Raw genomic sequence first — 22,467 nt, forward strand, 5'->3', positions numbered from 1 at the left:
CGGATGCGACGTCAATCAGGCCAGGGGGATCTGCACGATCCCCACTCTCCATCCAAGGTGCATCGCATGGGTCGCACGCTCGTGTCCTCAGCCGCGCTCGATCAAGGCTTCTTCTCCACGTGGTATCACGTGGCGGCCATGTTGCTTCTCGCGGCGCTGTCGTTCTGCAAGCCGGCGCTCGCCGGCGCGATCGTGGTCGGGCGCGGCGCCGGTTGCACCGAACCCACGATCCAGGCTGCGATCGATCGCGCGTACAGGCTGTGCGACCAGGGCTTCTGTGGCTACAACCTTATCCTCGTGACCGACGAGGTGCCCGATGGCGTGTACAAGGAGAACGTCTCGGTGCCGGACATGTCGGGCGATCCGGACCTTTCCATCGAACTCGTCGGTGGCTACAACAATTGCGCGGAGCTGGCACCGACCGGCGGCAAGGCGAGCATCTATCGGGTCACCGTCGATCCGATCCTGGATGTCCGTGGCCGGACGGATCTCCGTTTGCGCAACTTCTGGATCGAAGGCGGACTGGACGGCATCTACTGGCAAGGACACGGGCGGATCGAGCTGACCGACGTCACCGTCAACAACCACGCGCGCGTCGGTCTTTATCTGCAGGGGGAGGGCGGCGAAGCGCGCATGGAATTGCTTGGCGGCGTCGAGGTCAGCAACAACCAGAGCGTCGGAATTCTCGCGTGGAAGAACAACACGGTGGTCATCCGAGGGGACCGCAACCGGATATGGGGGACTCGCGGCGGAGCCTATCCCGGCAACGGGATAGAGCTCCAAGGCCAGGCTCACCTCGAAATGGGCGCGACCGGCGAAGTGCTTTCGGACAACGCGGGCTACGGCCTCTACGTTGACCATTCGGGTGGAACGGCGGCGCCAACATCGTGGCTGTATTCGACGAATTCCGCCAATCCGCTGGCCATCGCCCGCAACGAGAGAGGGGCGATCTACTACCGAGCGGTCGATTCGACGCACCGGGTATGCCTGAAGAACGTCGCGATCCACCACAACAAGAACCGTGCGTTCTACGTTACGGGAGACCGCGCGGTCCTCGATGTCAACGACGCGAGCTGCGATTTCCCGGCCGACGCCGCCGTCGCCTGCGCGGCGCCGCAGACCTCGGCGCAATGCAATGCCGTCGCCGACAACATCACCGCCACGGGCAAGCCGCTGATCGCTGCAGTCGGTGGCGCAAGGATCGGCTTGCATCGGCTGCTCATCCAGGGCAACCAGAACGTGAGCTCGGTGCTTTCGACGAACCTCGGCGAAGCGAGAAGCGCGTCGTCGATCACGCTGACCGACTCGGTCGTCAAGGGCAACTTCGCGCGCGACAACCTGTTCGAGGCATTGAACGGAGGCATCGTCGATATCTGGGACACGACCGTGCGGCAGAACCCCGGCCTGTTCGGAACCAGTTTCGTCGGCATCGCGCCGGGCCTGATGCAGATGACCAATGGCATCCTCGACCAGGAGCAGAACCTGGCTCTGCTCGAGAGCACCGATGGCTCGACGACGCACTTCAACGCGGTGCTCGCGCGCAATCGCAATGGCCTTGCGAAGGGCGGCGACATCCTGATCGGCCAGCCGACCTATATCGACAGTACCGGTCACCTGAGCCCGGGTTCGTTGGGCGTGGACTACGCACTGGCAGGCGGCGGCACCGATTTCGACGGGAACCCGCGCGACGTCGACACGCTCGGGCTGCCGAACCAGTTCGGTCCACGCGACCTCGGCGCGTTCGAATTCCAGATGGCCGTGTTCGATCGCATCTTCGCCAGCGGGTTCGAGCGACGGTAGCGACGCAGTCCAAGAAACAAGGAAACGTCATGAATTTTCCCCTGCGCCTTCAAGGCTTGCTTGCGGCGCTTGCGTTCGCCGTCACGCCGGTGTCCGCTGCCGTGATCACCGTCGGTGAAACCGGCGCCGCTTGCGACGCGACGACACTCGAAGATGCGATCACGCAGGCCGGCCAGGTCGGTGGGCACGACGAAATCCGCGTGACGCGCGACGTCGTCGGTGGCTCATGGCACGCCAACCTCGTCGTCGACGCCCCGGATTTCGATCTGATCGGTGGTTTCGAGACCTGCGATGCATCCGAACCGCAGGGCAGGACATCGATCGTCGCGCGTCCCGGCGCCACGGGACCCGTGCTCTCGTTGCGCGACGCCGGCGACGTCGGCCTGGTTCACCTGGACGTGTCGGGCGGCATCAGCGGCGAGAAGGACAACGGCGCCGGCATCGAGTATGTCGGCGGTGGCCTGCTCGTGCTCGAAGACGTGTCGGTCACCGGGAACGGCAGCTCGATCGCGAACACCGCGCGCGCGGCCGTCGCGGTCACGGGCACCGGTGGTGCGGCGACCCTGCGCTTCAAGGATCGCGTATCGGTATCGGACAACGCCGTTTCGGGAATCCATCTGCAAGGCGACGTGCGTTTCGAATCGCTCGGGCACGATGTCGAGATATCGCGCAACCAGGGCTACGGCCTGCACGTCGATAGCCCGTCGAGCTTCGACCTCGGCGGCAACGGCAAGATGTTCGCCGGCAATGCCAACGCGGGCATCTTCGTGGTCTCGGCCTTCACCGCGGACGCGACGCCACGCGTATCGAAACTGTATTCGATCGATGCGACCGATCCGGTCCGCGTGCATGCGAACGGGCGCGGGGCGATCGTCATGTCCGGCAACGGTGCGGGCCGCAATCCGCATCGGCTATGCACGAAGAATGTTTCCATCACCGGGCATGACGCCGCTGGCGGCCTCGGTGGCGTGGGATTGGTGGACATCGACGGCGCCAGCGTCGAGCTGTCGATGAATGCCGGCTGCGATTTTCCGCCCGAAGCGGACATCGAGTGCGATGCGATCGATTGCCGCCTCTTCGGCGACAACCACCGCGCGGAGAATGGCGCACTGGTCCTCGCGCACAACGCGGCGAAGGTTTCGATCGATCGCGCTGCCTTCCTCGACAACAGTGCCAGCAGCATCGCCGTGGCAAACGTCGGATCGTCCGCGAGTGCCTCGTCGCTGCGACTGTCGAGTTCGCTCATCGCGCGCAACGTGCTCGGCACGCAGGTGCTCGGCGCGTACAACGGCGCCGCCGTGCAGGCGATCGGACTGACCGTCGTCGACAACGAGGGCTTGTTCGCGCGCAGCCTGTTCGCGGCCGATGCCGGCTCGCTCGACGTGCGCGACAGCATCATCGACCAGCCACAACCGCTACTGGCGGTGGACGGCGATCCGGCGACGGCGAGACTTACCCGCCTGCTCGCGCGCAACGCGGACGGCATGCACGATGGCGACACGGTGATGCTGGGCCAGCCGATCTATGCGCAGGGCTCTTATCGCCAGGCGCCGGACTCTCCCGGCATCGATCGCGCTCCGGGGCTCGGTGGCCACGACGCCGGCGATGGCGTGCGCGACCTGGATACCATCGAGATTCCCGACGCGGACGGTCCACGCGATCTGGGCGCCTACGAATTGCAGGTCCGTTCGCTCGACTACGTGTTCGCGGATGACTTCGAGGAGCACGCGCTTGCGGCGCGGAGCGCCGACGTCTCGAAATGACGCTTTTTTTCACGCGGCCTGCGGCGGATACCCGGAGCGGGCACACCAATGCGGCATCGCCCGATTCCGTCCCGTTGGACTCGCACTTGCATGAGAGCCCCATTTTCCGCGGACAGTTTCGAGCGCAGTACTCCTCCTTGCAGGATTGGACATGTACAGCCACGTCACCGTCGGGACCAATGACCTCGACACCGCCTCCGCGTTCTACGACGCAGTGCTCGCCCCGCTTGGCCTGCGCAGGCGCACCGTGACTGCGGATGGAGGGCCGCCCGCGGCATGCTGGATCGCGGAAGGTTCGACGCTGCCGCGCTTCTATGTCTACGTTCCGTGGAACGGTGAGCGTGCGAACGCCGGCAATGGCTGCATGGTCGCGTTCACGGCGCCATCGCCCGAAGCGGTACACGCCTCGCACTACGCGGGCCTTCTCGCCGGAGGCACGGACGAAGGGCTGCCGGGACCGCGTCCGCACTACGGCGATGGCTACTACGGGGGCTATCTGCGCGACCCCGACGCCGATCGCGGACATCGCGCTCGCGCTGTCCGCCTATGCACTTGGCGTCGCCAGTCCGGGGCCGAGCAATCTCGCCGTGATGGCGATGGCCATGCAGCGAGGCCGGCGTGCGGGCATGATTTTCGCGCTCGGCGTCGTGGCAGGCTCCGCAATCTGGGGTTTGCTCGTGGCGCTCGGGCTGACGTCAATCCTGCTTCGCTACGAACCGGTTGCGGTCGCAATCCGCGTGCTCGGCGGCATGTACCTGCTGTGGCTCGCGGCGCGATCGGCACGGGCGGCGACGATTCCGGCCACGCCCATCGCAGGGCCGGGCGCCGATGCGCGTGCGTCCGATACCGGCCTGTTCCTGCGTGGCGCTGCGATGCACCTGACCAACCCGAAGGCGATCCTCGTGTGGCTGTCGATCGTCGCGCTGGCGCCGCCGCCAGATGCGCCGCGCGGCGTCGCCTGGATCGTCGTGCTCGGCTGCATTCCGATCGGCATCGCGACATTCTGCGGGTACGCGCTGGCCTTCTCGACCGCGCGTGCCCGACGCATCCACGAGCGCATGCACCGACCGTTCGCCGGAGTGCTCGCCCTCGTGTTCGGCTATGCAGGGATTCGCATGCTGGCCTCGCGTTTCGGCTAACGATCCAATTCCAGCCAGCGCCGTCGCTGGATTACGCGAAACGTCGTTTCTGGCGTTGCAGGGAACGATGAATTCGCGGAGGAATTGCATGAACAAGCAGGCATCGATCACGTGTGGTGACGGCACGCGCATCACGGGGCAGTGGCATCGCGCCCGAACGACGCCAAAGGCCACCGTCGTCGTCGCTCCGGGCGCGGCGGCCGAGGCGCGCTTCTACGTGCCGTTCTGCGAGCACCTGGCAGAAACCGGCCACGACGCGCTGGTGTTCGACTTCCGCACCGTCGGTGAATCGGGCACCGATCGCCGCCGCCGTCGCGAATGCGGATTCTCGACCTGGATCGAGCAGGACTATCCGGCCGTCATTGCGCACGCGCACGATCATGCGCGTCACGGCCCGATGATCGTCATCGGCCACAGCGCCGGCGGCTGGATGGCCGGCGTGCAGCCGGCGGCCGATCGCATCGATGCGCTGATCGGCGTCGCCGCACTGTCCGGGCACTGGCGGCACATGGCGCGGCCGCACCGCTACGCGCACTGGCTCGCGTGGCACGCGCTGGTTCCCGCGTCGTGCCGCATGCTCGGCATGTGGCCCGGCTTCATCGGTTTTCGTCGCAACATGGGGCCGCGTTTCGGACTGGAGTTCTCGCGCTGGGCGCGACGCCGCGATTTCGTGTTCTCGGAACCGGCGTTCGATGCGAACGCGTGGCGATTCCGCGGCCACCTGCACCTGTTCCAGATTTCCGACGATCCGTGGGGCACGCAGGCTGCGGTCGCGGACTTCGGCGCGCGGTTCCCGAACGCGTCGGGCTGCGTGGTCGAGACGATCCGCAACGACGCCGAAAGCCCCGAGCCGATCGGGCATTTCGGCGTGTTCCGCAAGTCGAGGGCGCACACGCTGTGGCCGCGGCTGGTCGATGCGATCGCCGCATGCCGGGATGCGGTTCGCGAGCACTGAGAGCCGGCGATTGCGACTCGATCGACGCGCGACATCGCGCGTCGCTGCGGCGTCGGATTCGCCGTTTCTACGGGAAAGTTCCCAGGAGATTTCCCAGATGACACGCTCCACTCCGCTCACCGCCGTCGGCGCGGCCGCCTTCGTCCTGTTCTCGGCGCTGTGTGGTACGAACGCATCGGCGATGATCATCACTGTCGGTCAGGCCGGGATCCCGGGCAACTGCAGCAAGCCCACGCTGTCGGAAGCGTTGCAGCAGGCGCGCTCCAATCCGGGTCCCGACCAGATATGGGTCACGAACGACGTGCAGCCGGGCACCTACGACGACCAGCATCTGTCGATCGACAACCTCGACGTCGACATCATCGGCGGCTTCGACAACTGCTGGTCACCGTCGCCGACGGGTCGTACGCGGATTGCCGGCGACGCCGCATCGGCGCCGGTTCTGAAGATCCGCGGCAGTGGTGTCGTCAACCTCAAGTACCTGGACATCATCAACGGCCGCTCGGGCAGCACGCCGGGTAGTGCGCGTCGCGGGGGCGGCATCGACTACAGTGGTCACGGCAGCCTGGTGCTCGAGGACGTGGGCATCCGGCACAACGTCAACGGGCAATACATCGACGGCGCCGGCGGCCTTTCCTTCGAGGGGACGGGCGGCACCGCGTATCTCCAGCTGCTCGACAACGTTAGCATCGAGGGCAACTACGGCAGCGGCATGACCGTATTCGGCAATGCCGTGCTCACGATGGATGGCGCCAACAACACGCTCAAGCAGAACAACGGGCCGGGGTTGCGCCTCGAATCCCCGGCGGTCGCCGACATCGGCGCATCCGGCAATGTTTTTGACGCGAACGAGACCTACGGACTCGAGCTCGTCCACAACGCCGATACCACCGGCACGATTGAATCGCACCTGTATGCGGCGAGCAATCAGACTGGCTTGGGGTTTCGGGGCAACAAACGCGGCGCGATACACATGAATGCGCCTGCACACAGCGCGAGTTCGTATTTCCTGTGCCTGAAGGGCGTGTATTTCCAGGAGCATGCGCTCGCGGATTCCCATCCCATCGGCGGTGCTCCGGATGCCGCGTACGGCAGCCTGGTCCGCGTCGTCGGCCCGCTGGCGCACCTCCAGATGGCGACGAACTGCGCGTATCCGCCGGCGGCGGCTACGCGTTTCGAAGTGATATCCATCAACAACAATGTCATGGCGGACGGCAAGCCGCTGTTCGCGGTCAGCGGCGGTGCCGTCGCCATCGTGGATCGCGCATTCATCGGATCCAATACCGCCAATGCAGTCTTCTCCACCAACCTCGGGCAACCGGCGAGCGACGCGGGCCTGCACGTCTACAACACGATCGTGGTCAGCAATACCTTGCGCGACGATGTGATTGAATCCCTGCGTGGCGCCCACGTATCGGCCATCAATCTCACCGTTGCGGACAATGACGGCTCGTTCGGCCAGGCGCTGCTGGCAGTCGACGCGGCCGAGCTCGGCGTAGCTGACAGCATCATCGACCAATCGCAGCCCTTGCTGCATGTCGAAGGGTCGCGCGTCGGCGTCAGCGTGCAGCGCGTCCTCGCGCCGAATCGGATCGGAACGACGGCCGGCGACGTCATCATCGAGGATCGCCCATGGTTCGGCGGCGGCTACGAACTGCTCCCGTGGTCGCCCGGCGTGGACGTCGCATCGGATACTCCCGGAGGCGCCGTGGATTTCTACGGACGGCCGCGCAACGTCGACACGTTTGGCATTCCCAATATCTTCGGCTCGCGCGACCTCGGCGCCGTCGAACTGCAGCTCGTCGACTACGACTCGATCTTCGCGACCGGTTTCGACGGCGGTGCCGGGTTCGAGTAGCTCGAAGCGGATGCACCGCATCGCTGGACCTCTCGCCGCCATCCCGCGTGGCGCTGATGCGCGGTATTGGACGTTTCCACGGAAGCGAGGCCTCGATGCGGCCGTGCGGGAGCCGCCGCCGTCGAGCGCGCGTCGTTCGTCCAGCGCAACCAGGGGGTTTCATGACACTGCGACTTCGTATCGTCTTCGTTCTTCTCGCTCTCACCGCCAGCGCGTCTGCGCTGGCCGCGTCGCTGCAGATTCCTGCGGGCCACCCGCGCCTGTGGTTCGGCAACGCGCAACGGCTGCAGCAGGCGCGGGACTATTTCGCCGCGCATCCGCTCGATCCGGGGAGTGATCCCTACCTTCGCGCCGCGCGTGGCGTCGTCGCCGGCAATGCCACGGATTGTCCGGCGGCGGCAGCGCACCTCGTCGGACGTCAGATCAATTCGCGCGACGAGTTCCGCTGGGAAGGCGAAAGCCTGATCTCGATCTTCGACTGGTGTTTCCAGAGCCTCTCGCCGGAGCAGGTGACGAATCTGGTCGAACGATGGAACGGCTACATGGACCGCGAGATCCAGTTGAGCGAAGACCGCAACCTCGGCGAGGAGGGCGACGAGGCCAACAACTACTGGTGGGGCGGCACCAGCAACTACCTCAGCTGGGGCATCGCCAGCCATGGCGTGAACTCGCGCGCGCAGGAATTCATCGACTTCGCGCTCGATACGCGCTTCGGCGAGTGGTTCCCGCGCTGGTGCGGCCACTTCGGCAAGGGCGGCGTGTTTCCCGAGGGCAGCGCATACGGGGTCGTGAATCTTTCCTATGGCCTCGTGCCGTTCGCGACGGCCAGGGATTTCGGACTCGATCCCTATGCGCAGACGCCGTATTTCCGCGAAGCGATCTATGCGTTGCTGTACGGCACCACGCCCGGGCCGACCACGACCACGAGCGGCGCTGCGGGCGCGTACAGCCTGTTTCCGTTCAACGACGACGAACTCTTCCACGACGGCGCAGTGCTCGGCAACCGCACGTACCTCGGCAACTTCGCGCGCTACTTCAGCACGAGGAATGCAACCGCGAACGCCGGCCACGCGTCGGCCTGGTTCGAACGCACGGGCACGCCGTCGGACTGGATGTTCCGCGCACTTGGCAATGCCGGTGCCGGCGCCGACATCGCCGGCTTGCCACTCGACTACTACGCGCCGGGTGCGCAGGTGCTCGATGCGCGTACTTCGCACGGCGCCGACGCGACGCAGCTCCACCTCCAACTTGGCACGCCGGGCGGAACAGGGCACCGACATCTGGACGCGGGCAGCTTCCAGCTGTGGCGCAAGGGTCGTTGGTTGACGCGCGAGAGCACGGGATATTCCGATCGCCTCGTCGCCTACGGACAGCCAAGCGGCAGCACGGTGACCATCGACAGTTCCGAGGAACCTGCACACAACACGCTGCTCGTGCAGCGGCGCACGACGGGAACCTGGGTCGGCGAACATACGCCGCGCTTCATCCCGCCGGGCGGTAGTTCGAACATGGATGATCCGCTGGACCTGCCGCAGGTGCGCCGGTTGCAGCACGCGGCCGATTTCGCCTATGTCGCGACGGACTACTCGGGTGCGTATCGGCACCACGTCGACACACGCGTCGATTGGCCGTATGCCGACAAGGTCTGGCGCGAGTTCCTGTTCGTGCGGCCGTTGCAGGCCGTCGTGGTGCTCGACCGCGTGCGCACCTCGTCGGATTCGCTGCGGCCGTTCTACCGTGGCGGCGGCTGGGTCTGGGACGGGCCGCATGTGGCGGCGCAGGACGTCGAGCGCAGCTTCGTCTACCACTTCGAGACGCAGCCGACCATCGCGGCCAATCGCGTGACGGCGCGCGTCGGCACGCAGACCAGTGAGCTGACGACACTGTTGCCGCGCAACCCGGCGTACCGCATCGTCAACGAGGGCACGCCGGGCGACGAGCAGGCGGGCCAGTACCGGATCGAGCTTGATGATTCGGGCAGCACGGAAAGCTACTTCCTGCACGTCGCGACCGGCTACGACGACGGCGAGCAGCGCGTGGCGACGCAACTGGTCGAGCAGGGCAACCAGTTGCGTGTGACCATCACGCATCCGCAGCGCGGCTCCGCGACGATCGTGTTCGAGAAGGGCATGGCGTCGCAAGGCGGCAGCATCGCGCTGGGCAGTGGTGCGCCGATGCCGTTGAACGACTACGTGCAGGGCATCCACGTCGACGACGACGGCCCGCACTGGGACGGCGAGGGTGGCGATTCGATCTTCACCAATGGCTTCGAATCGCCTTGACCAACAAAGGTGCAGCGCATCGCGGGTACGCGATGCGCTGTGCTCATGCCCCGATCCGCGCCGGCATCCTCCCCTGCACATCCTTGCCGCCGCAGCGGAAAGGGCCTGGGCGCGACACCAAGATGTCGGCACGTGCGAGTGGCGGATCTCCGTCCCGTGGTTCGACGCCATCGCTGAAGATCAGGTCCTCGGCATGCGTGCATTCGGGAATCGCCTCGGGCACGAGCGCTTCCACGACGGGATGGACATCTGCCGACAGGAACTCGAGCGGCGCGACCTGCGGCTGCCAGGCTGCCTGCGTCTGCTGCCGCGTCGACCATCGTCGAGAAGCCGGAATATTCTTCCTGATCGCAGAGCAACGATTCGTCGGTCTCGGCATCGATGCGGTCGACGGACTCGAACACGCGGCCATCGCTTTCGCGTACGCCTCCAAATGCGAACAGCAGGCCGCCGTCCCAGCGCGCGAGTGCGCCGGTCGGGAAGGCGAGCGTCTGCGTGCCGAAGCGCTGCTGCTTGCGGATACCGAAATCCTCGCCCAGGGTCATCAGGACGGTGCCGCGATGCGAGACCTCGTCGTTCGCCTGGCCGAGCAGGCGCGCGCCGCCGTTCATAGGCAGCAAGTCGGACACGTTGAAGAACGGGATCAGGGTTCGTTCAGGGCTCGGAACCAGGTCTACAGCGACGTGCTGGAGGTAGAAGAAGTTGGGTCCGAAGACCGTTCGCCGTCCCGCGATCGTCCAGCCGTCGGCAGCGGGCCACAGGCGCAACGCGGAGGCGCGGATCGGCGCGTTGATCGCATGTCCCGACAGATGCGCGGCCGTCAACGTGCCCGCCTCCGACAAGCCGACGAGGCCGTCCGCTGGCAGCGTGCGCGCGGGCCCTCTCGGCACTTCCAGCAGCACCACGCGATCGGTCCCGGAAAAGCCGATGTCGACGCCGCGTTCGTCGTCGTCAAGCGCTCCGATCGCGTGCGCGCCGGAAATCGAACCGGTTTGCTCGTCCAGTTCCGCCACGAACGCGTCGCCGGCCGCGGCGGTTCCATTGATCATCGGTTGCACCGTGCCGACGATGCCGATGCGGCTGTCGTGCCTGCGCGGCATCGCGTGCGGAATCGACGCGTTTTGCGCGCCGAACGAGCGTGCCCATGTGATGCCCAGTCCGGCGTCGACGCGGATCGCGAACACGCGTCGCGGCGCCTCGAAATCTGCCGTATCGTAGTCGACGCCGATGACGATAGCCGCGCCGCCGCCGATCGCCAGCACCGATCCTGGTGACCAGGAACGCCCCTCGCCCGGGTCGAGTCCCACGGCGGCGACGAATCTACCCCCATGGGTCCGCAAGCTCAGGTAAGGCGTCTCGCGGTTGTCGGGCAGCAGGCGCGAGCCGAGTACGAGCCAATGCCCGTCGCCGCGATCGACGGCCGCGGCGACGCGAAGTTCCACATCCGACGCGCCATAGGCTGCGCCATCACGGAACCGGCCGGACTCCGCGTGCAGCGTCGATCCCGCGAGCAGCGCGATGGCGCAGATGACCCCTTTCGTGATCCGCTTCATGGTTGCGCCGGAGTCGGCGAGGGGACTTCGTCAAAGCCGTCGTCGAACAACGGCAGGACATAGCGCGTCGCCGCGAAAGCCCAGGGCCGGCTCGAGTCAGGCAGCGGATCTCCTACAGGAACTGAGCCGAACAGGTAGATGTGGTCGCCGGCGCGGAGCAGGTTGTGGGGCACGACGGCGATGACGTCGTCGTCGGGCGCGCTCGTCGCCGCCTGCTGGAAGACGCCGCCGGTGCCGAAGCGAGGATCGAGGCGTCCGCGTTCGTCGAGCATCAGCAGCGTGGCGATCTGTTGCCGTTCCTTCGACCAGCCACCGATCAGCAGCCGATTCCCTTCGATCAATTCGATGTCCTGTGCGGCATCCGTGCTGCTGCCGTCGAGCGAGACGCTGAATTGCAGTCGCCCCTCGTTGGCGAACGACGGATCGAGGCTTCCGTCCGGCAGCAGCCGCGCGATACCCATGTCGAAATCATTGCCGTTCGATGGTGCCGCGACCGATCCGGCGATGACGATGCGATTCCCGTCGTCGATCGCGATGTCGTGTGCGATGTCGTGCAGGTCGCCACCGCTGTCGAAATTCGCGAACGCGAAACCGCTGCCTTCGTTGCCGAATTGGGTATCGAGCCTGCCATCCGCGGTCAGGCGTGCGACGAACATGTCGAATCCGTTGCCGCCCTGGTGATACGCCGCGCCGGTCAGGTAAAGGGTTCCGTCCGCGGTTTCGACCGCGCCCGTACCCAGTGCCCACTGCTGGTTGTCGCGCTGCGGGGCAAGGCAGGCGGCGCCATCGTTGCCGAATGTCGTGTCCAGCTCGCCGGTTTCGGTCAAGCGCAACAATGCCGCGCAGGCCGACAACGAGGAGAACGCAAAACCCACCACGAGCGTCTTGTTGGAGCGCAAGGGCACCAGACGCATCGGCGTGTAGAGCGTACCCGCGTCGATGAAGAGGCTGGCATCGACGAAGCGCAGTCCGGCCTCGCCGAACGTCTTGTCAAGCACGCCGTGATCGTCGACCTTGCCGATGATGCCGGTGCTTTCGAGCGTCGTGCCCGCGAACAACAGGGTGTGCTCGTCCGGCGCGAGCATGTGGGTCATGGCGGAGATGTCCTCGACGTCGAGCACGAACGCGCCGTTGCCTTCCTGGCCGAACGTTGCATCGGGCGAGCCGTCGCCCTTGAGCCGGGCGAACTGGAAGCGGATCCGCTCCGCGGCTTGCGTCATTCCACCGAGCACGAGGCGCCCGTCGGGAAGTGCAACGGCGGCTCTTGCCGTGTCCCGGGCGGTATCGTCGGCGCTGATGCGGATGCGGGCGATGCCGTCGTTGCGGCCGCCGAAGGCCGGATCGCGGATGGGGCGCATGGCGTTGGCGCTGGAAGCTGCGCACGCGACAAGCGCGAATGCCGCTGCGGACAGGCAATGTTTCAAGGGACGACTCCAAGGGACGGTCGCGAATAGAAACGCTGCTTCGGCGGCGGACGCGCCATGGTTCCTGCCCTACGCGAGCGCGCCACGCCGGCCGGCTCGCGGAGCAATCGTGCTATCGTTGGATCCATCGTGTCCCTGCGGTCTCTTGCGCGGATCACCCTCTGCGCACCACGTTCCCAATGCTTCGGAGCAAGAAGCGTGGGGCGAGCCCGTGCAGCGACAAGGCGGCGTGCGGGAGGTGAAGATGGCCGACGATGTCGACGATCGACCGGAGGGTGGCATGCCGGTCGGTTACGCCGGCGATGCATTGTTCGTCGAAGTGTACGACCGGCTCAAGACGATGGCCGGCAATCAGCTCGTCAACAACGTCGACTCGATCAACGCCACCGGACTCGTGCATGAGCTGTACATGCGCATGGTGCACGGCAAGTCCTTGCACTTCATCGATCCGGCACAGTTCTTCGACTACGCCGCCAAGGCACTGCGGCACCTGCTCGTCGACCGCGCCCGCGCGCGGGTTCGCACGAAGCGCGGCGGTGGAGTCAAGCACGTCGAGCTCCTGACCGAGACCACGTCGCTCGCGGACATCACCGCCGAGCGCGCGCTCGAGCTCGACGACGGCCTGCGCAAGCTCGAAGCGGAGGCGCCGCGCGCGGGGCGCATCGTCGAATTGCACTATTTCGCCGGTCTCTCCCTGCCCCAGGTTGCGGAGCAACTCGGGATCTCGACGCGGACAGTGAACCGCGAATGGCGGTTTGCCCGTGCGTTCCTGAACGGTGATGCGGCGGGCGACGATCCGCCGGACGGTGCGTCCTGATCGATTGCGGATGGCGCCGAGGCCGATGTTTCGGCGTTTGTGTCGATGAACAGTGCGGACGAGGAGGCTGGATCGAATGGCCGAGCGTTTGTCCATTCGTGAACTGGCCGAGGCTTTCGACGGCCTGCTCGACATGCAAGCGGCGGATCGCCTGGCCTGGCTCGATCGCAGCGACCTGCATCCGCATGACCGTACGCGCTTGCTTGGAATGCTCGAAGCGGACGAGCAGCCATCGCTGCGTTTCCTCGACGAGCCGGTCCTGGTACACGCCCAGATCCTTGGCGACGAGGCGCACGCACCGGTTGAAGCGGATGGCCTGATCGGGCGCCAGTTCGGTGCGTTCCGGCTGGAACGCCTCGTCGGCCAGGGCGGCATGGCGACGGTATTCCTCGCGCGCCGCGTCGGCGCGGATTTCGAGCAGGCGGTGGCCGTGAAACTGTTGCGGCGAGGCCTGTTCTCTGCCGTCGAGCAGAAGCTGTTTCGCCGCGAAAGGCGCCTGCTTGCCCATCTCGAGCATCCCAACATCGCGCGCCTCATCGATGGCGGCATCGACGAAGCGGGCATCCCCTATCTCGTCCTGGAATATGTCGACGGCATACGCCTCGACGAATACGTCGCGAAGCATCGACTCGGATTGCGCGCGCGGCTCGAGCTGTTCGTGCGCGCGGCCGGCGCGGTCGAGGCCGCGCACCGTGCACTGATCGTGCATCGTGACATCAAGCCATCGAATATCCTGGTGACGGCCGATGGCACGCCCAAGCTGCTCGACTTCGGCGTCGCCAAGCTCGTGGACGAGGAGAGCAGCCACCATACGCTCACGCGGGCGCTGACACCGAGCTACGCCGCGCCTGAGCAATTGAGCGGGGCGCAGATCACGACTGCGACGGACGTGTACGCACTGGGCGTGGTGCTGCACGAACTGCTGACCGGGCGACGACCGGAAGGCCCGGACGCGGCAGCGCCTTCGAGTACGGTCTCGGGAAATGCCACCGGTGACGACAACACCTTGCCGGCCCGCCCATCGCAGCTTCGTCGGCTGTTGCGGGGCGATCTCGACAACATCGTGCGAAAAGCATTGCATGAGAAGCCGGAGCATCGCTATCCGTCGGCGGCCGCGCTCGTGCAGGATGTCGAACGGTATTTGCAGGGGAGGCCGGTCGCGGCTCATCCGCCTTCCCGATGGTACGTGCTCGGGAAATTCCTCCGTCGCAACCGGATCGCCACCGCGCTTGCGGGCGCGCTCGCGCTCGCCGTCGTCGGCTCGCTTGCCGGCGCGCTCTGGCAGGCGCGTGCGACGCGTGCGGAGGCACTGCGCGCGAACTCCGTGCGCGACCTGCTCATCGATATTTTCCGCACGGCCGAGCAGAGCCAGCCGGCCGGATCGCGGGCCACGCCGGAGGACGTCGTCGACCTGGGCATGCGCCGCGTACTGGGCAACCCGACATTGCCCGATGAGTCTGAACTCGAGCTGCTCGGGGTGCTGTCGACGGTCGCGTCGACGATGGGGGCATACGAGCAGATGGACGCCATGACCAAGGCCGCGGTCGTCATCGCCGATCGGTTGCACTCGCCCGACGACGAGCAATGGATCAACGCGCGACGCCTTCGCGCGGAATCGCTGATCAATCTCGAGCGGTTCGACGAGGCCGTCGCGCAGATCGAGCCGTGGCGCGACCGTTTGCTCGCGCGTGCCGATCCCCCCGGCTATGAAGCATTGCTCACGCTGGCCCTTGCACTTGGGCGGCTTGGCGAAGAGAGCGATGAATTGATGCAGATGGTGCGCGACATGCGGGAGCGCGTCGAAGCGAGCACGACGTTGCCGCCGACGCTCGTGATGCGCGTGATGATCAGCGAGGCCGATCAATTGTCGGCAAAGCACCTTTTCAAGCAATCGCTCGAGCGCGGCGAGGCAGCGGAGAAGTATTGGCGCGAACGCGAGCTGCCGGTGACCAGCGACATGCTCTGGCTTTACGAAGGCATCGCCAATTCGGCGAGTTCGCTGGGCGATTCCGTGAGGGGTGAGGCGGCCTATCGCAATGCTATCGCGCTGTCGGAAAAGCTGCACGACCGGCCGCATCGCGAAACCGCGTGGTTCATCGGCCTTCTCGGCAGCTACCTCGTCTCGCTCGGACGCGTCGACGAGGCTGAGGCGTATGTCGTGAACGGGCTCGCCATGCGAAGGCAGACCTATGGGGAATCCGCGCGCGAAACGTTGTTCGGCATCGGCGCCTTGAGTCGCCTGCGCGCGGTGCAAGGTCGGAACGAGGAGGCGATACGCGTTCTCGCCGAAGGCATCGATATCTGCACCCGATCGGCTCTCGACAGCGAAGCCTGCGTGCGCCTGTTGCAGACGCGAGGGCGATTGTACGGTGGCGAGGGGAACCTGCCTGCGGCACGACGGGACCTCGAAGCGGCGATCGCGATGCAGAAGCGCATATCCGGCGAGGACAGCGCGATGATCGCGAGCCAGCTCGCGTATCTCGCCGAAGTGCAGCGCAAGGAGGGCAATTTGCACGAAGCGGTTGCGAGCGCGGACACGGCGCTCGCGTTGATGGCGCGCGCGGGCGGCGGTCATTTCGCGGATGCCGCTGTCGCCCGGCTCCAGCGTTCCTGGGCGAACCTGGCGCTCGGCAACCACCAGGCCGCCTACGACGAGATGGCGGCGGCGGAGCCGGATTTCTCCCGTGCGTCTCCGCAAAACGTGCGCACGCGCGTCGCCATGAAAAGTGTCGCGGCTGCAGCCCTCGCCAAACTGGGGAAGGCGGATGAAGCACGCTCGCTTGCCCGGAGCGCCCTCGACCTGGCGCAAGGAAGCAAAGGCATCGATCGCGAGGTGCTGAAGTCGTTGCACGCAACCGCAGGCGCCGAGTAGCCGAAAATTCTTCGAGCGACTCGCAAGGTTCCGACGTCCAGCGACCGAACTCGCGCCGCTCGCATCGGCGGCATGGTGTTTCCGAGCCTTTCCCCCGGCATCGCGCTCGAGCGATAGAGGCGCTGCCGGCACGGCGTAGGGAGTCTCCGTGCAGGCAGCGCGCACAAGCAGGGGGAGGCTGCTTGCAACTCCGTAAACGTCGAAACCGGCTTGATGGCGCCATGCCGCTCCAAATTGGCGCCCGCCCGCTCCTCTTCGGTATTGGCGCTGTCGGCCTGCTTCCGACGTTTACGCCGACGTAGACCGGAGGACGATGCAGTGATCACACAGGAATTCGCCGATGCTTTCGCCCGCGAGTGGATCGCGGCGTGGAATGCGCATGACGTCGAGCGCGTGCTGTCGCACTACGCCGATGACTTCGAGCTCACTTCTCCCTTTATCGCTCGCATCGCCGGCGTTCGGGATGGTCGACTGATCGGAAAGGCGTCCGTACGCGCGTACTGGATCGAAGCATTGCGTCGCATGCCCGATCTGATGTTTCGCTTGCGCGGTTGCCGTATCGGCGTCGACAGCATAGTGATCGAGTACGAGGGCGTGGGGCACCTGGCTGCCGAGACACTCGTGTTCGACCGCAGCGGCGTGGTCGTGCGCGCCTATGCCAATTACGGATGAGCGGCGCGTCGATCCGGCGCCACGCCATTTTCCGATGTACAAACATACGAGGACCTTCATGAAAGCAGGAACAGGCTTGCTGCTCGCACTCTTGGTCATGAGCGCCACCCAGGTGGCGGCACAGGAGGGCGTTCCGGATCCGACTTTCGCGACAGCGGGGCGCAGCGAGTTCGTTCCGATCGAGTCGGGAGCGCGAGCAATCGTTTTCAACGCGATCAAGCCATTGCCGGACGGAAGCCTGCTGGCGGTCGGTTACATCGACTACGCATTGCCGCTGCCATTGGCCGAACCCAAGACTCGCATTGCCATTGCGAAGTTGACGGTGAACGGTGCGCCGGACGTCACCTATGGAAACGCGCCCGAGTATCCGGGGATGATGCTTTTCGGCGATATCAACCTGGGATCGCGGATGCAGGAAGCGCGATCGATTGCCGTGCTGGCGGATGGCAGCGCCGTCGTCGGAGGCATCCTCGATTCCTGGCTGTTCGGCGGGTTTACCTTGCGGCTCGATTCGAGCGGCGTTCCCGTCGACGGATATGGCGATGCGGGCATGTCACTGCTTCCTTTCCAGGTCACGGATCTGGACGTCGATTCACGTGGACGCGTCGTCGTCGCGGGGAAAAGCAGGGGCGAGCAACCGGCAAGTCATGGCGTGGTTGCGCGCATCGACGGGACCACGGGCAACCTCGACGCCACGTTCGGTGGAGATGGCGTCGTCGACCTGCTCGAGTTCGCGGCCGACGGCTCGGTGCTGAATCACCTGGGCGGTCTGCAGGCGATCGCCGTCACCGCACAAGATGATGTGGTCGTCGGCGGCTTTCAGGAAGGAGACGCTTTCCAGGTGCAGTATTCGCTCGCGAAATTCGTCGATGGCGAGTTCGATGCGTCGTTTGCCGAGGGAGGCTGGTGGCGCTTCGTGCCAGCTTGGCCGCATGCCTACGTCCCCGACGGACTCGCGGACATTGCGATCACGTCCGGCGGCGACATCGTGCTCGCCGGTCAGTACACGGACGATGCGAACAACACGTTCCCGATGCTCGGCCGGCTTTCCGCGGAGGGCGTGCCCCAACCCGAATTCGGCGAGACCGAGTATCCCGGATTCAGGCGTCTCGACGTGCGCGCGGGATTCGGGTATCAGCGGCCGACCGCGCTCGCGCTGCAGAACGACGGCAAGATCCTCTATACGGCGATGGCGGTTGCCGATGGCCAGGTTTCGGATTTCGTCGTGGGGCGCGTCGATGCACAGGGTGCCCCGGATGCATCGTTCGGCATCGGTGGAGTTTCCATAATCGGAATGCCTACATCGAGTGAATTCGCGCATGCACAGGGCATCTCGTTGCAGGCTGGTCGGCCTGTCGTCGTCGGGGCGAATGGACGCCGCGCGGATCCGGAAAGTCCGATGTTCACCCGGGCGGTGGTCGTGCGTCTGTCGACCGACCGGGTGTTCGCAGCGGGGTTCGATCCGCTTGAATGAGCGCGCTGCCAAGCAGGCGATGCGCAGCGCGCAATCGCCTGCGCCGAGCGGTCCGGCGAATCGCGTATCCGATGGACCTTCGCGCTACGCCGGCTCCGCGGGCGCGAACTCGCCTTTGGCAAGCGCCATCGATCCAGGTGCTTTCAGCGCATCGCGAGGCGAACCGCCCCACTTGCGGTTCCAGGCGCGACGCAGGTGCAGGCCCGAGCGGAAACCGGCCGTCTCTGCGGCAATCGTCACGCTCGCTCCGTGTTCGAGCGATTGGCGCGCGCGTTCGAGGCGCATGGCCTGCAGGTAGTGCAAGGGCGAAACGCCCGCGTCGAACCCATCACACAGGGTTGCCTAATCCACGAACTCTACGAGCGGACCGATGGGCTGATCGGCGACAGCATCCTGAGCTACGATCCCGCGCGCAAGCAATGGCAGCAGACCTGGGTCACCAATCGCGGCTCGATCATGGTCATCGTCGGAACGTTCAAGGACGGCGCGCTCGTTCTCGAAGGCGATGTCCATCTCAAGGACTGCAAGTCGATCATGCAGCGCATAACCTGGAAAAGCCAGGGCAACGGCGTGCGCGAGTCGGCCGCGCTGTCGAAGGACGCGGCAAGACCTGGTCGCCCGCGTTCGATGTACTGTTCCTCAAGCGCAGGGCCGGCGCTTGACCGCGAACCGGCAACCGTAACGATGGATCGAAGCTGGTAAAATCCGCGCCGGACCGTGCCGCGTACGTGCGGTATCGCCAACTAACGGCCGGGCACGGATGGGAATCGAGATTCAACCTGATCGCGATGACGCGCGGCTGCGAACGGGCCGGGTGTCCTGCGTCGCGCCGATGATGGACTGGACGGACCGGCACTGCCGGTACTTCCATCGCCTGCTCGCGCCGCACGCGCTGCTCTACACCGAGATGGTCACCGCGCCCGCGGTGATCCACGGTGATCGCGCGCGCCTGCTCGGTTTCGACGAGAGCGAGCATCCGGTTGCGCTGCAGCTCGGTGGTTCGGAGCCGGAGCAGCTGGGGGAAGCGGCGCGCATCGGTGCGGAACTCGGTTACGACGAGATCAACCTCAACGTCGGCTGCCCGTCGGACCGCGTGCAGTCGGGTCGCTTCGGTGCGTGCCTCATGCGCGAGCCTGCGCTGGTGCGCGACTGCGTGGTCGCGATGCGCGAGGCGATCGCGCACACGCGCGCGACGGTGACGGTGAAGTGCCGCATCGGCGTCGACGAACAGGACGAGTATGCCGGGCTCGCTCACTTCGTCGACGACGTGCACGCGGGCGGCTTCGACGTGTTCATCGTGCATGCGCGCAAGGCGTGGTTGCAGGGTCTTTCGCCGAAGGAAAATCGCGAGGTGCCACCGCTGAACTACGAGCGCGTGTACCGGCTGAAGCAGGAGCATCCGCAACTGACCGTGGTCATCAACGGCGGCGTCGCGAGCGTTGCCGAGGTCGAGGAACACCTGCGTCACGTCGATGGCGTGATGCTCGGCCGCACCGCGTACCACGAACCGTATCGACTTGCGGAGATCGAGCATGCGTTGCATGGCACGCCGCTTCCCGATCGCGACGACGTGCTCATGCGCCTGCGCCCGTACGTCGAGGCGCATCTCGCGCGCGGCGATCGCCTGCAGCACATCACGCGCCATGTGCTCGGGCTCTACCAGGGCTTGCCCGGTGCGCGCGCGTTCCGGCGCATGCTCAGCGAGCAGGCGCATCGCGCGGACGCGGGCTGGGACGTGATCGGGCAGGCGATGGCGGCGCGGCGTGGGGAGCTGCGCAGCCGCGCCGCGTAGGCGCAGGGACCGGGGAAGGAACGCTTCGCGTGCTGAAGCCGCTCCACCGGCCCGCCCGGACCCGGCGGTTCAGGGCACAATACGCGCCGCAACCTCGAACGCCGCCCACGCATGTCCCTCGTCAACCTCGTCAACGTCGACTACTCGGTCGGCGGTCCACTGCTGCTCGAAGGCGCGACGCTATCGATCGAACGCAACGAGCGCATCTGCGTGGTCGGGCGCAACGGCGCCGGCAAGTCGACCCTGCTGAAGCTGATCGCGCGCGAGATACGCCCCGATGACGGCGAGGTGCGCGTGCAGGACGGCGTGCGCGTCGCAAAACTGATGCAGGAAGTGCCGACCGACGTCGCCGGCAGCGTGTTCGACGTCGTGGCCGGAGCGCTCGGCCACCTCGGCGAGCTGATCGCCGAGTACCACCACCTGACCCATCACCTCGAGGTGCCCGGGAACGCCGACGCGCTCGGGCGCGTGCAGGCGCAGATCGAGGCCGAGCACGGCTGGGACATCGACAGCCGCGTGATCCAGGTGCTGACGCGCCTGGACCTGCCCGAGGAGGCGGAATTCGCCGCGTTGTCCGGCGGCATGAAGCGCCGCGTGCTGCTCGCGCGCGCGCTCGTGCTCGATCCGGACGTGTTGCTGCTCGACGAGCCGACCAACCATCTCGACATCGAGGCGATCGACTGGCTTGAGCAGTTCCTTCTCGACTTCGCCGGCAGCGTCGTGTTCGTCACCCATGACCGCCGTTTCCTGCGCGCGCTGGCGACACGCATTGTCGAAATCGATCGCGGCCAGGTGACGAGCTGGCCGGGCGACTACGACAACTACCTGCGCCGGCGCGAGGAGCGCCTGCATGCGGAAGCGCAGGCGAACGCGCTGTTCGACAAGAAGCTCGCGCAGGAGGAAGTGTGGATCCGCCAGGGCATCAAGGCGCGCCGCACGCGCAACGAAGGCCGCGTGCGCGAGCTCGAGGCAATGCGGCGCGAGCGTGCACAGAGGCGGGAACTCGGCGGCAAGGCGAAACTGCAGGTCGGCACGGCGGGCGCGTCGGGGCGCCGCGTGATCGACGTCGACGGCATCCGTTTCGGTTACGGCGAGCGCACGATCGTCGCCGACCTGACCACGACCATCCAGCGCGGCGACCGCGTCGGCCTGATCGGCGCGAACGGTTCCGGCAAGACCACGCTGCTGCACCTGCTGCTTGGCCAGCTCGCGCCGCAACTTGGCGAGGTACGCCTGGGCACCAATCTGGAGATCGCGTATTTCGACCAGCACCGCCTCCACCTGCGCGACGACCTCAGTGCGCTCGACAACGTATCGGAAGGTCGCGAGTTCATCGAGATCAACGGCGCGCGCAAGCATGCGCTCGGCTACCTGCAGGACTTCCTGTTCTCGCCGGAGCGCGCGCGCGCGCCGATCACGGCGCTGTCCGGCGGCGAGCGCAACCGCCTGCTGCTGGCGAAGCTGTTCGCGAAGCCCTCCAACCTGCTGGTGATGGACGAACCGACCAACGATCTCGACGTGGAGACGCTCGAATTGCTGGAGGAACTGCTCGCGGCTTACGCGGGCACGCTGCTGCTGGTCTCGCACGATCGCGACTTCCTCGACAACGTGGTGACCAGCACGCTTGCGCTCGAAGGCGGCGGTCGCGTCGGGGAGTACGTCGGCGGATACAGCGACTGGCTGCGTCAGGCGCCACGGCGTGACGGCAAAGGCGGCGGAGGCATTCTTCCTGTATCGCCCACTTCGGACTCGGGCACGGATGCAGGGAAAGCTCCTCCGTCCCCTGTGACGCCCGCGGCGAAGCGCAAGCTGAGCTACAAGGAGTCGCGCGAACTCGAAGAGCTGCCCGGTCGAATCGACGCGCTGGAAACCCGCATCGCGGTCATCGGTGCCGCGATGCAGGCGCCGGGTTTCTATCAGCAGGAAGGCGCGCGCATCGTCGCGCTGAACAATGAATTGTCGGCCTTGCAACTCGAACTCGACGCCGCGTACGCGCGCTGGACCGAACTCGACGCGTAGGGTGGGCCCAGGCCCACCACGGAATTGTCGAGACGTCGCAATTCCCG

The 22,467-nt window shown here is 66.1% G+C and carries 16 protein-coding genes; 13 read left to right on the forward strand and 3 right to left on the reverse strand.

From position 1 onward, the window contains the following. Positions 1–66: 66 nt before the first annotated feature. The 6 genes from ACILRJ_RS07910 to ACILRJ_RS07935 all read left to right on the forward strand — a co-directional run bounded on the left by ACILRJ_RS07910 (position 67) and on the right by ACILRJ_RS07935 (position 9,797). Positions 67–1,800 carry a hypothetical protein gene (locus ACILRJ_RS07910; RefSeq protein WP_395682150.1) on the forward strand — a complete coding sequence of 578 codons (1,734 nt, stop codon included), beginning with the start codon at positions 67–69 and terminating at the stop codon, positions 1,798–1,800. A gap of 29 nt (positions 1,801–1,829) precedes the next feature. After that, the gene (locus ACILRJ_RS07915; protein ID WP_395682152.1) at positions 1,830–3,563 is read left to right on the forward strand and encodes a hypothetical protein; all 1,734 of its coding nucleotides are present in this window, start codon (positions 1,830–1,832) and stop codon (positions 3,561–3,563) included. Positions 3,564–4,039: 476 nt separating this feature from the next. Then, positions 4,040–4,702, forward strand: a complete 663-nt coding sequence (locus ACILRJ_RS07920) for a LysE family translocator (protein WP_395682154.1) — start codon at positions 4,040–4,042, stop codon at positions 4,700–4,702. A gap of 88 nt (positions 4,703–4,790) precedes the next feature. After that, complete coding sequence (locus ACILRJ_RS07925) at positions 4,791–5,657, forward strand: alpha/beta fold hydrolase (protein WP_395682156.1); 867 nt, start codon at positions 4,791–4,793, stop codon at positions 5,655–5,657. 97 nt (positions 5,658–5,754) lie between these two features. Next, a complete protein-coding gene (locus ACILRJ_RS07930) occupies positions 5,755–7,515 on the forward strand; it encodes a hypothetical protein (protein WP_395682158.1) in 1,761 nt (586 codons plus the stop codon). Between the two features lie 161 nt (positions 7,516–7,676). Then, a complete protein-coding gene (locus ACILRJ_RS07935) occupies positions 7,677–9,797 on the forward strand; it encodes a hypothetical protein (protein WP_395682160.1) in 2,121 nt (706 codons plus the stop codon). On the opposite strand, the gene ACILRJ_RS07940 is transcribed toward ACILRJ_RS07935, so the two are convergent. Next, positions 9,704–11,350 (reverse strand): hypothetical protein, encoded by a 1,647-nt coding sequence (locus tag ACILRJ_RS07940; RefSeq protein WP_395682162.1) that lies wholly within the window; start codon positions 11,348–11,350, stop codon positions 9,704–9,706. The two genes, ACILRJ_RS07935 and ACILRJ_RS07940, sit on opposite strands and share 94 nt — an antisense overlap. Next, positions 11,347–12,708 carry a hypothetical protein gene (locus ACILRJ_RS07945; protein WP_395682164.1) on the reverse strand — a complete coding sequence of 454 codons (1,362 nt, stop codon included), beginning with the start codon at positions 12,706–12,708 and terminating at the stop codon, positions 11,347–11,349. The genes ACILRJ_RS07940 and ACILRJ_RS07945 overlap by 4 nt, the downstream gene beginning before the upstream one ends. A 310-nt stretch (positions 12,709–13,018) precedes the next feature. On the opposite strand from ACILRJ_RS07945, the gene ACILRJ_RS07950 reads away from it, so the two are divergent. The 4 genes from ACILRJ_RS07950 to ACILRJ_RS07965 all read left to right on the forward strand — a co-directional run bounded on the left by ACILRJ_RS07950 (position 13,019) and on the right by ACILRJ_RS07965 (position 18,609). Next, positions 13,019–13,591: an ECF-type sigma factor gene (locus tag ACILRJ_RS07950; RefSeq protein WP_395682166.1), complete on the forward strand. Its 573-nt coding sequence runs from the start codon at positions 13,019–13,021 to the stop codon at positions 13,589–13,591. Positions 13,592–13,799: 208 nt separating this feature from the next. Next, positions 13,800–16,463, forward strand: coding sequence for a protein kinase domain-containing protein (locus ACILRJ_RS07955; protein ID WP_395683058.1), 2,664 nt, complete (start codon positions 13,800–13,802; stop codon positions 16,461–16,463). 213 nt (positions 16,464–16,676) lie between these two features. Continuing rightward, complete coding sequence (locus tag ACILRJ_RS07960; protein ID WP_395682168.1) at positions 16,677–17,135, forward strand: nuclear transport factor 2 family protein; 459 nt, start codon at positions 16,677–16,679, stop codon at positions 17,133–17,135. A gap of 58 nt (positions 17,136–17,193) precedes the next feature. Continuing rightward, the gene (locus tag ACILRJ_RS07965; protein ID WP_395682170.1) at positions 17,194–18,609 is read left to right on the forward strand and encodes a hypothetical protein; all 1,416 of its coding nucleotides are present in this window, start codon (positions 17,194–17,196) and stop codon (positions 18,607–18,609) included. 84 nt (positions 18,610–18,693) lie between these two features. Here the strand turns inward: ACILRJ_RS07965 and ACILRJ_RS07970 are convergent, their stop codons facing one another. Further along, the gene (locus ACILRJ_RS07970; protein ID WP_395683060.1) at positions 18,694–18,894 is read right to left on the reverse strand and encodes a hypothetical protein; all 201 of its coding nucleotides are present in this window, start codon (positions 18,892–18,894) and stop codon (positions 18,694–18,696) included. Between ACILRJ_RS07970 and ACILRJ_RS07975 the strand changes: the two genes are divergently transcribed. From ACILRJ_RS07975 to ACILRJ_RS07985, 3 genes are all read left to right on the forward strand, one after another. Next, positions 18,859–19,311: a hypothetical protein gene (locus ACILRJ_RS07975; RefSeq protein ID WP_395683095.1), complete on the forward strand. Its 453-nt coding sequence runs from the start codon at positions 18,859–18,861 to the stop codon at positions 19,309–19,311. The genes ACILRJ_RS07970 and ACILRJ_RS07975 overlap by 36 nt on opposite strands. A gap of 58 nt (positions 19,312–19,369) precedes the next feature. Further along, on the forward strand, positions 19,370–20,401 hold the full coding sequence (dusA, locus tag ACILRJ_RS07980; protein ID WP_395682172.1) for a tRNA dihydrouridine(20/20a) synthase DusA: 1,032 nt from the start codon (positions 19,370–19,372) through the stop codon (positions 20,399–20,401). A 111-nt stretch (positions 20,402–20,512) separates the two neighbouring features. Then, a complete protein-coding gene (locus tag ACILRJ_RS07985; protein WP_395682174.1) occupies positions 20,513–22,420 on the forward strand; it encodes an ATP-binding cassette domain-containing protein in 1,908 nt (635 codons plus the stop codon). Positions 22,421–22,467 lie beyond the last annotated feature (47 nt).

The organism is Dokdonella sp., from assembly GCF_044227025.1.
Taxonomy (GTDB): domain Bacteria; phylum Pseudomonadota; class Gammaproteobacteria; order Xanthomonadales; family Rhodanobacteraceae; genus Dokdonella_A.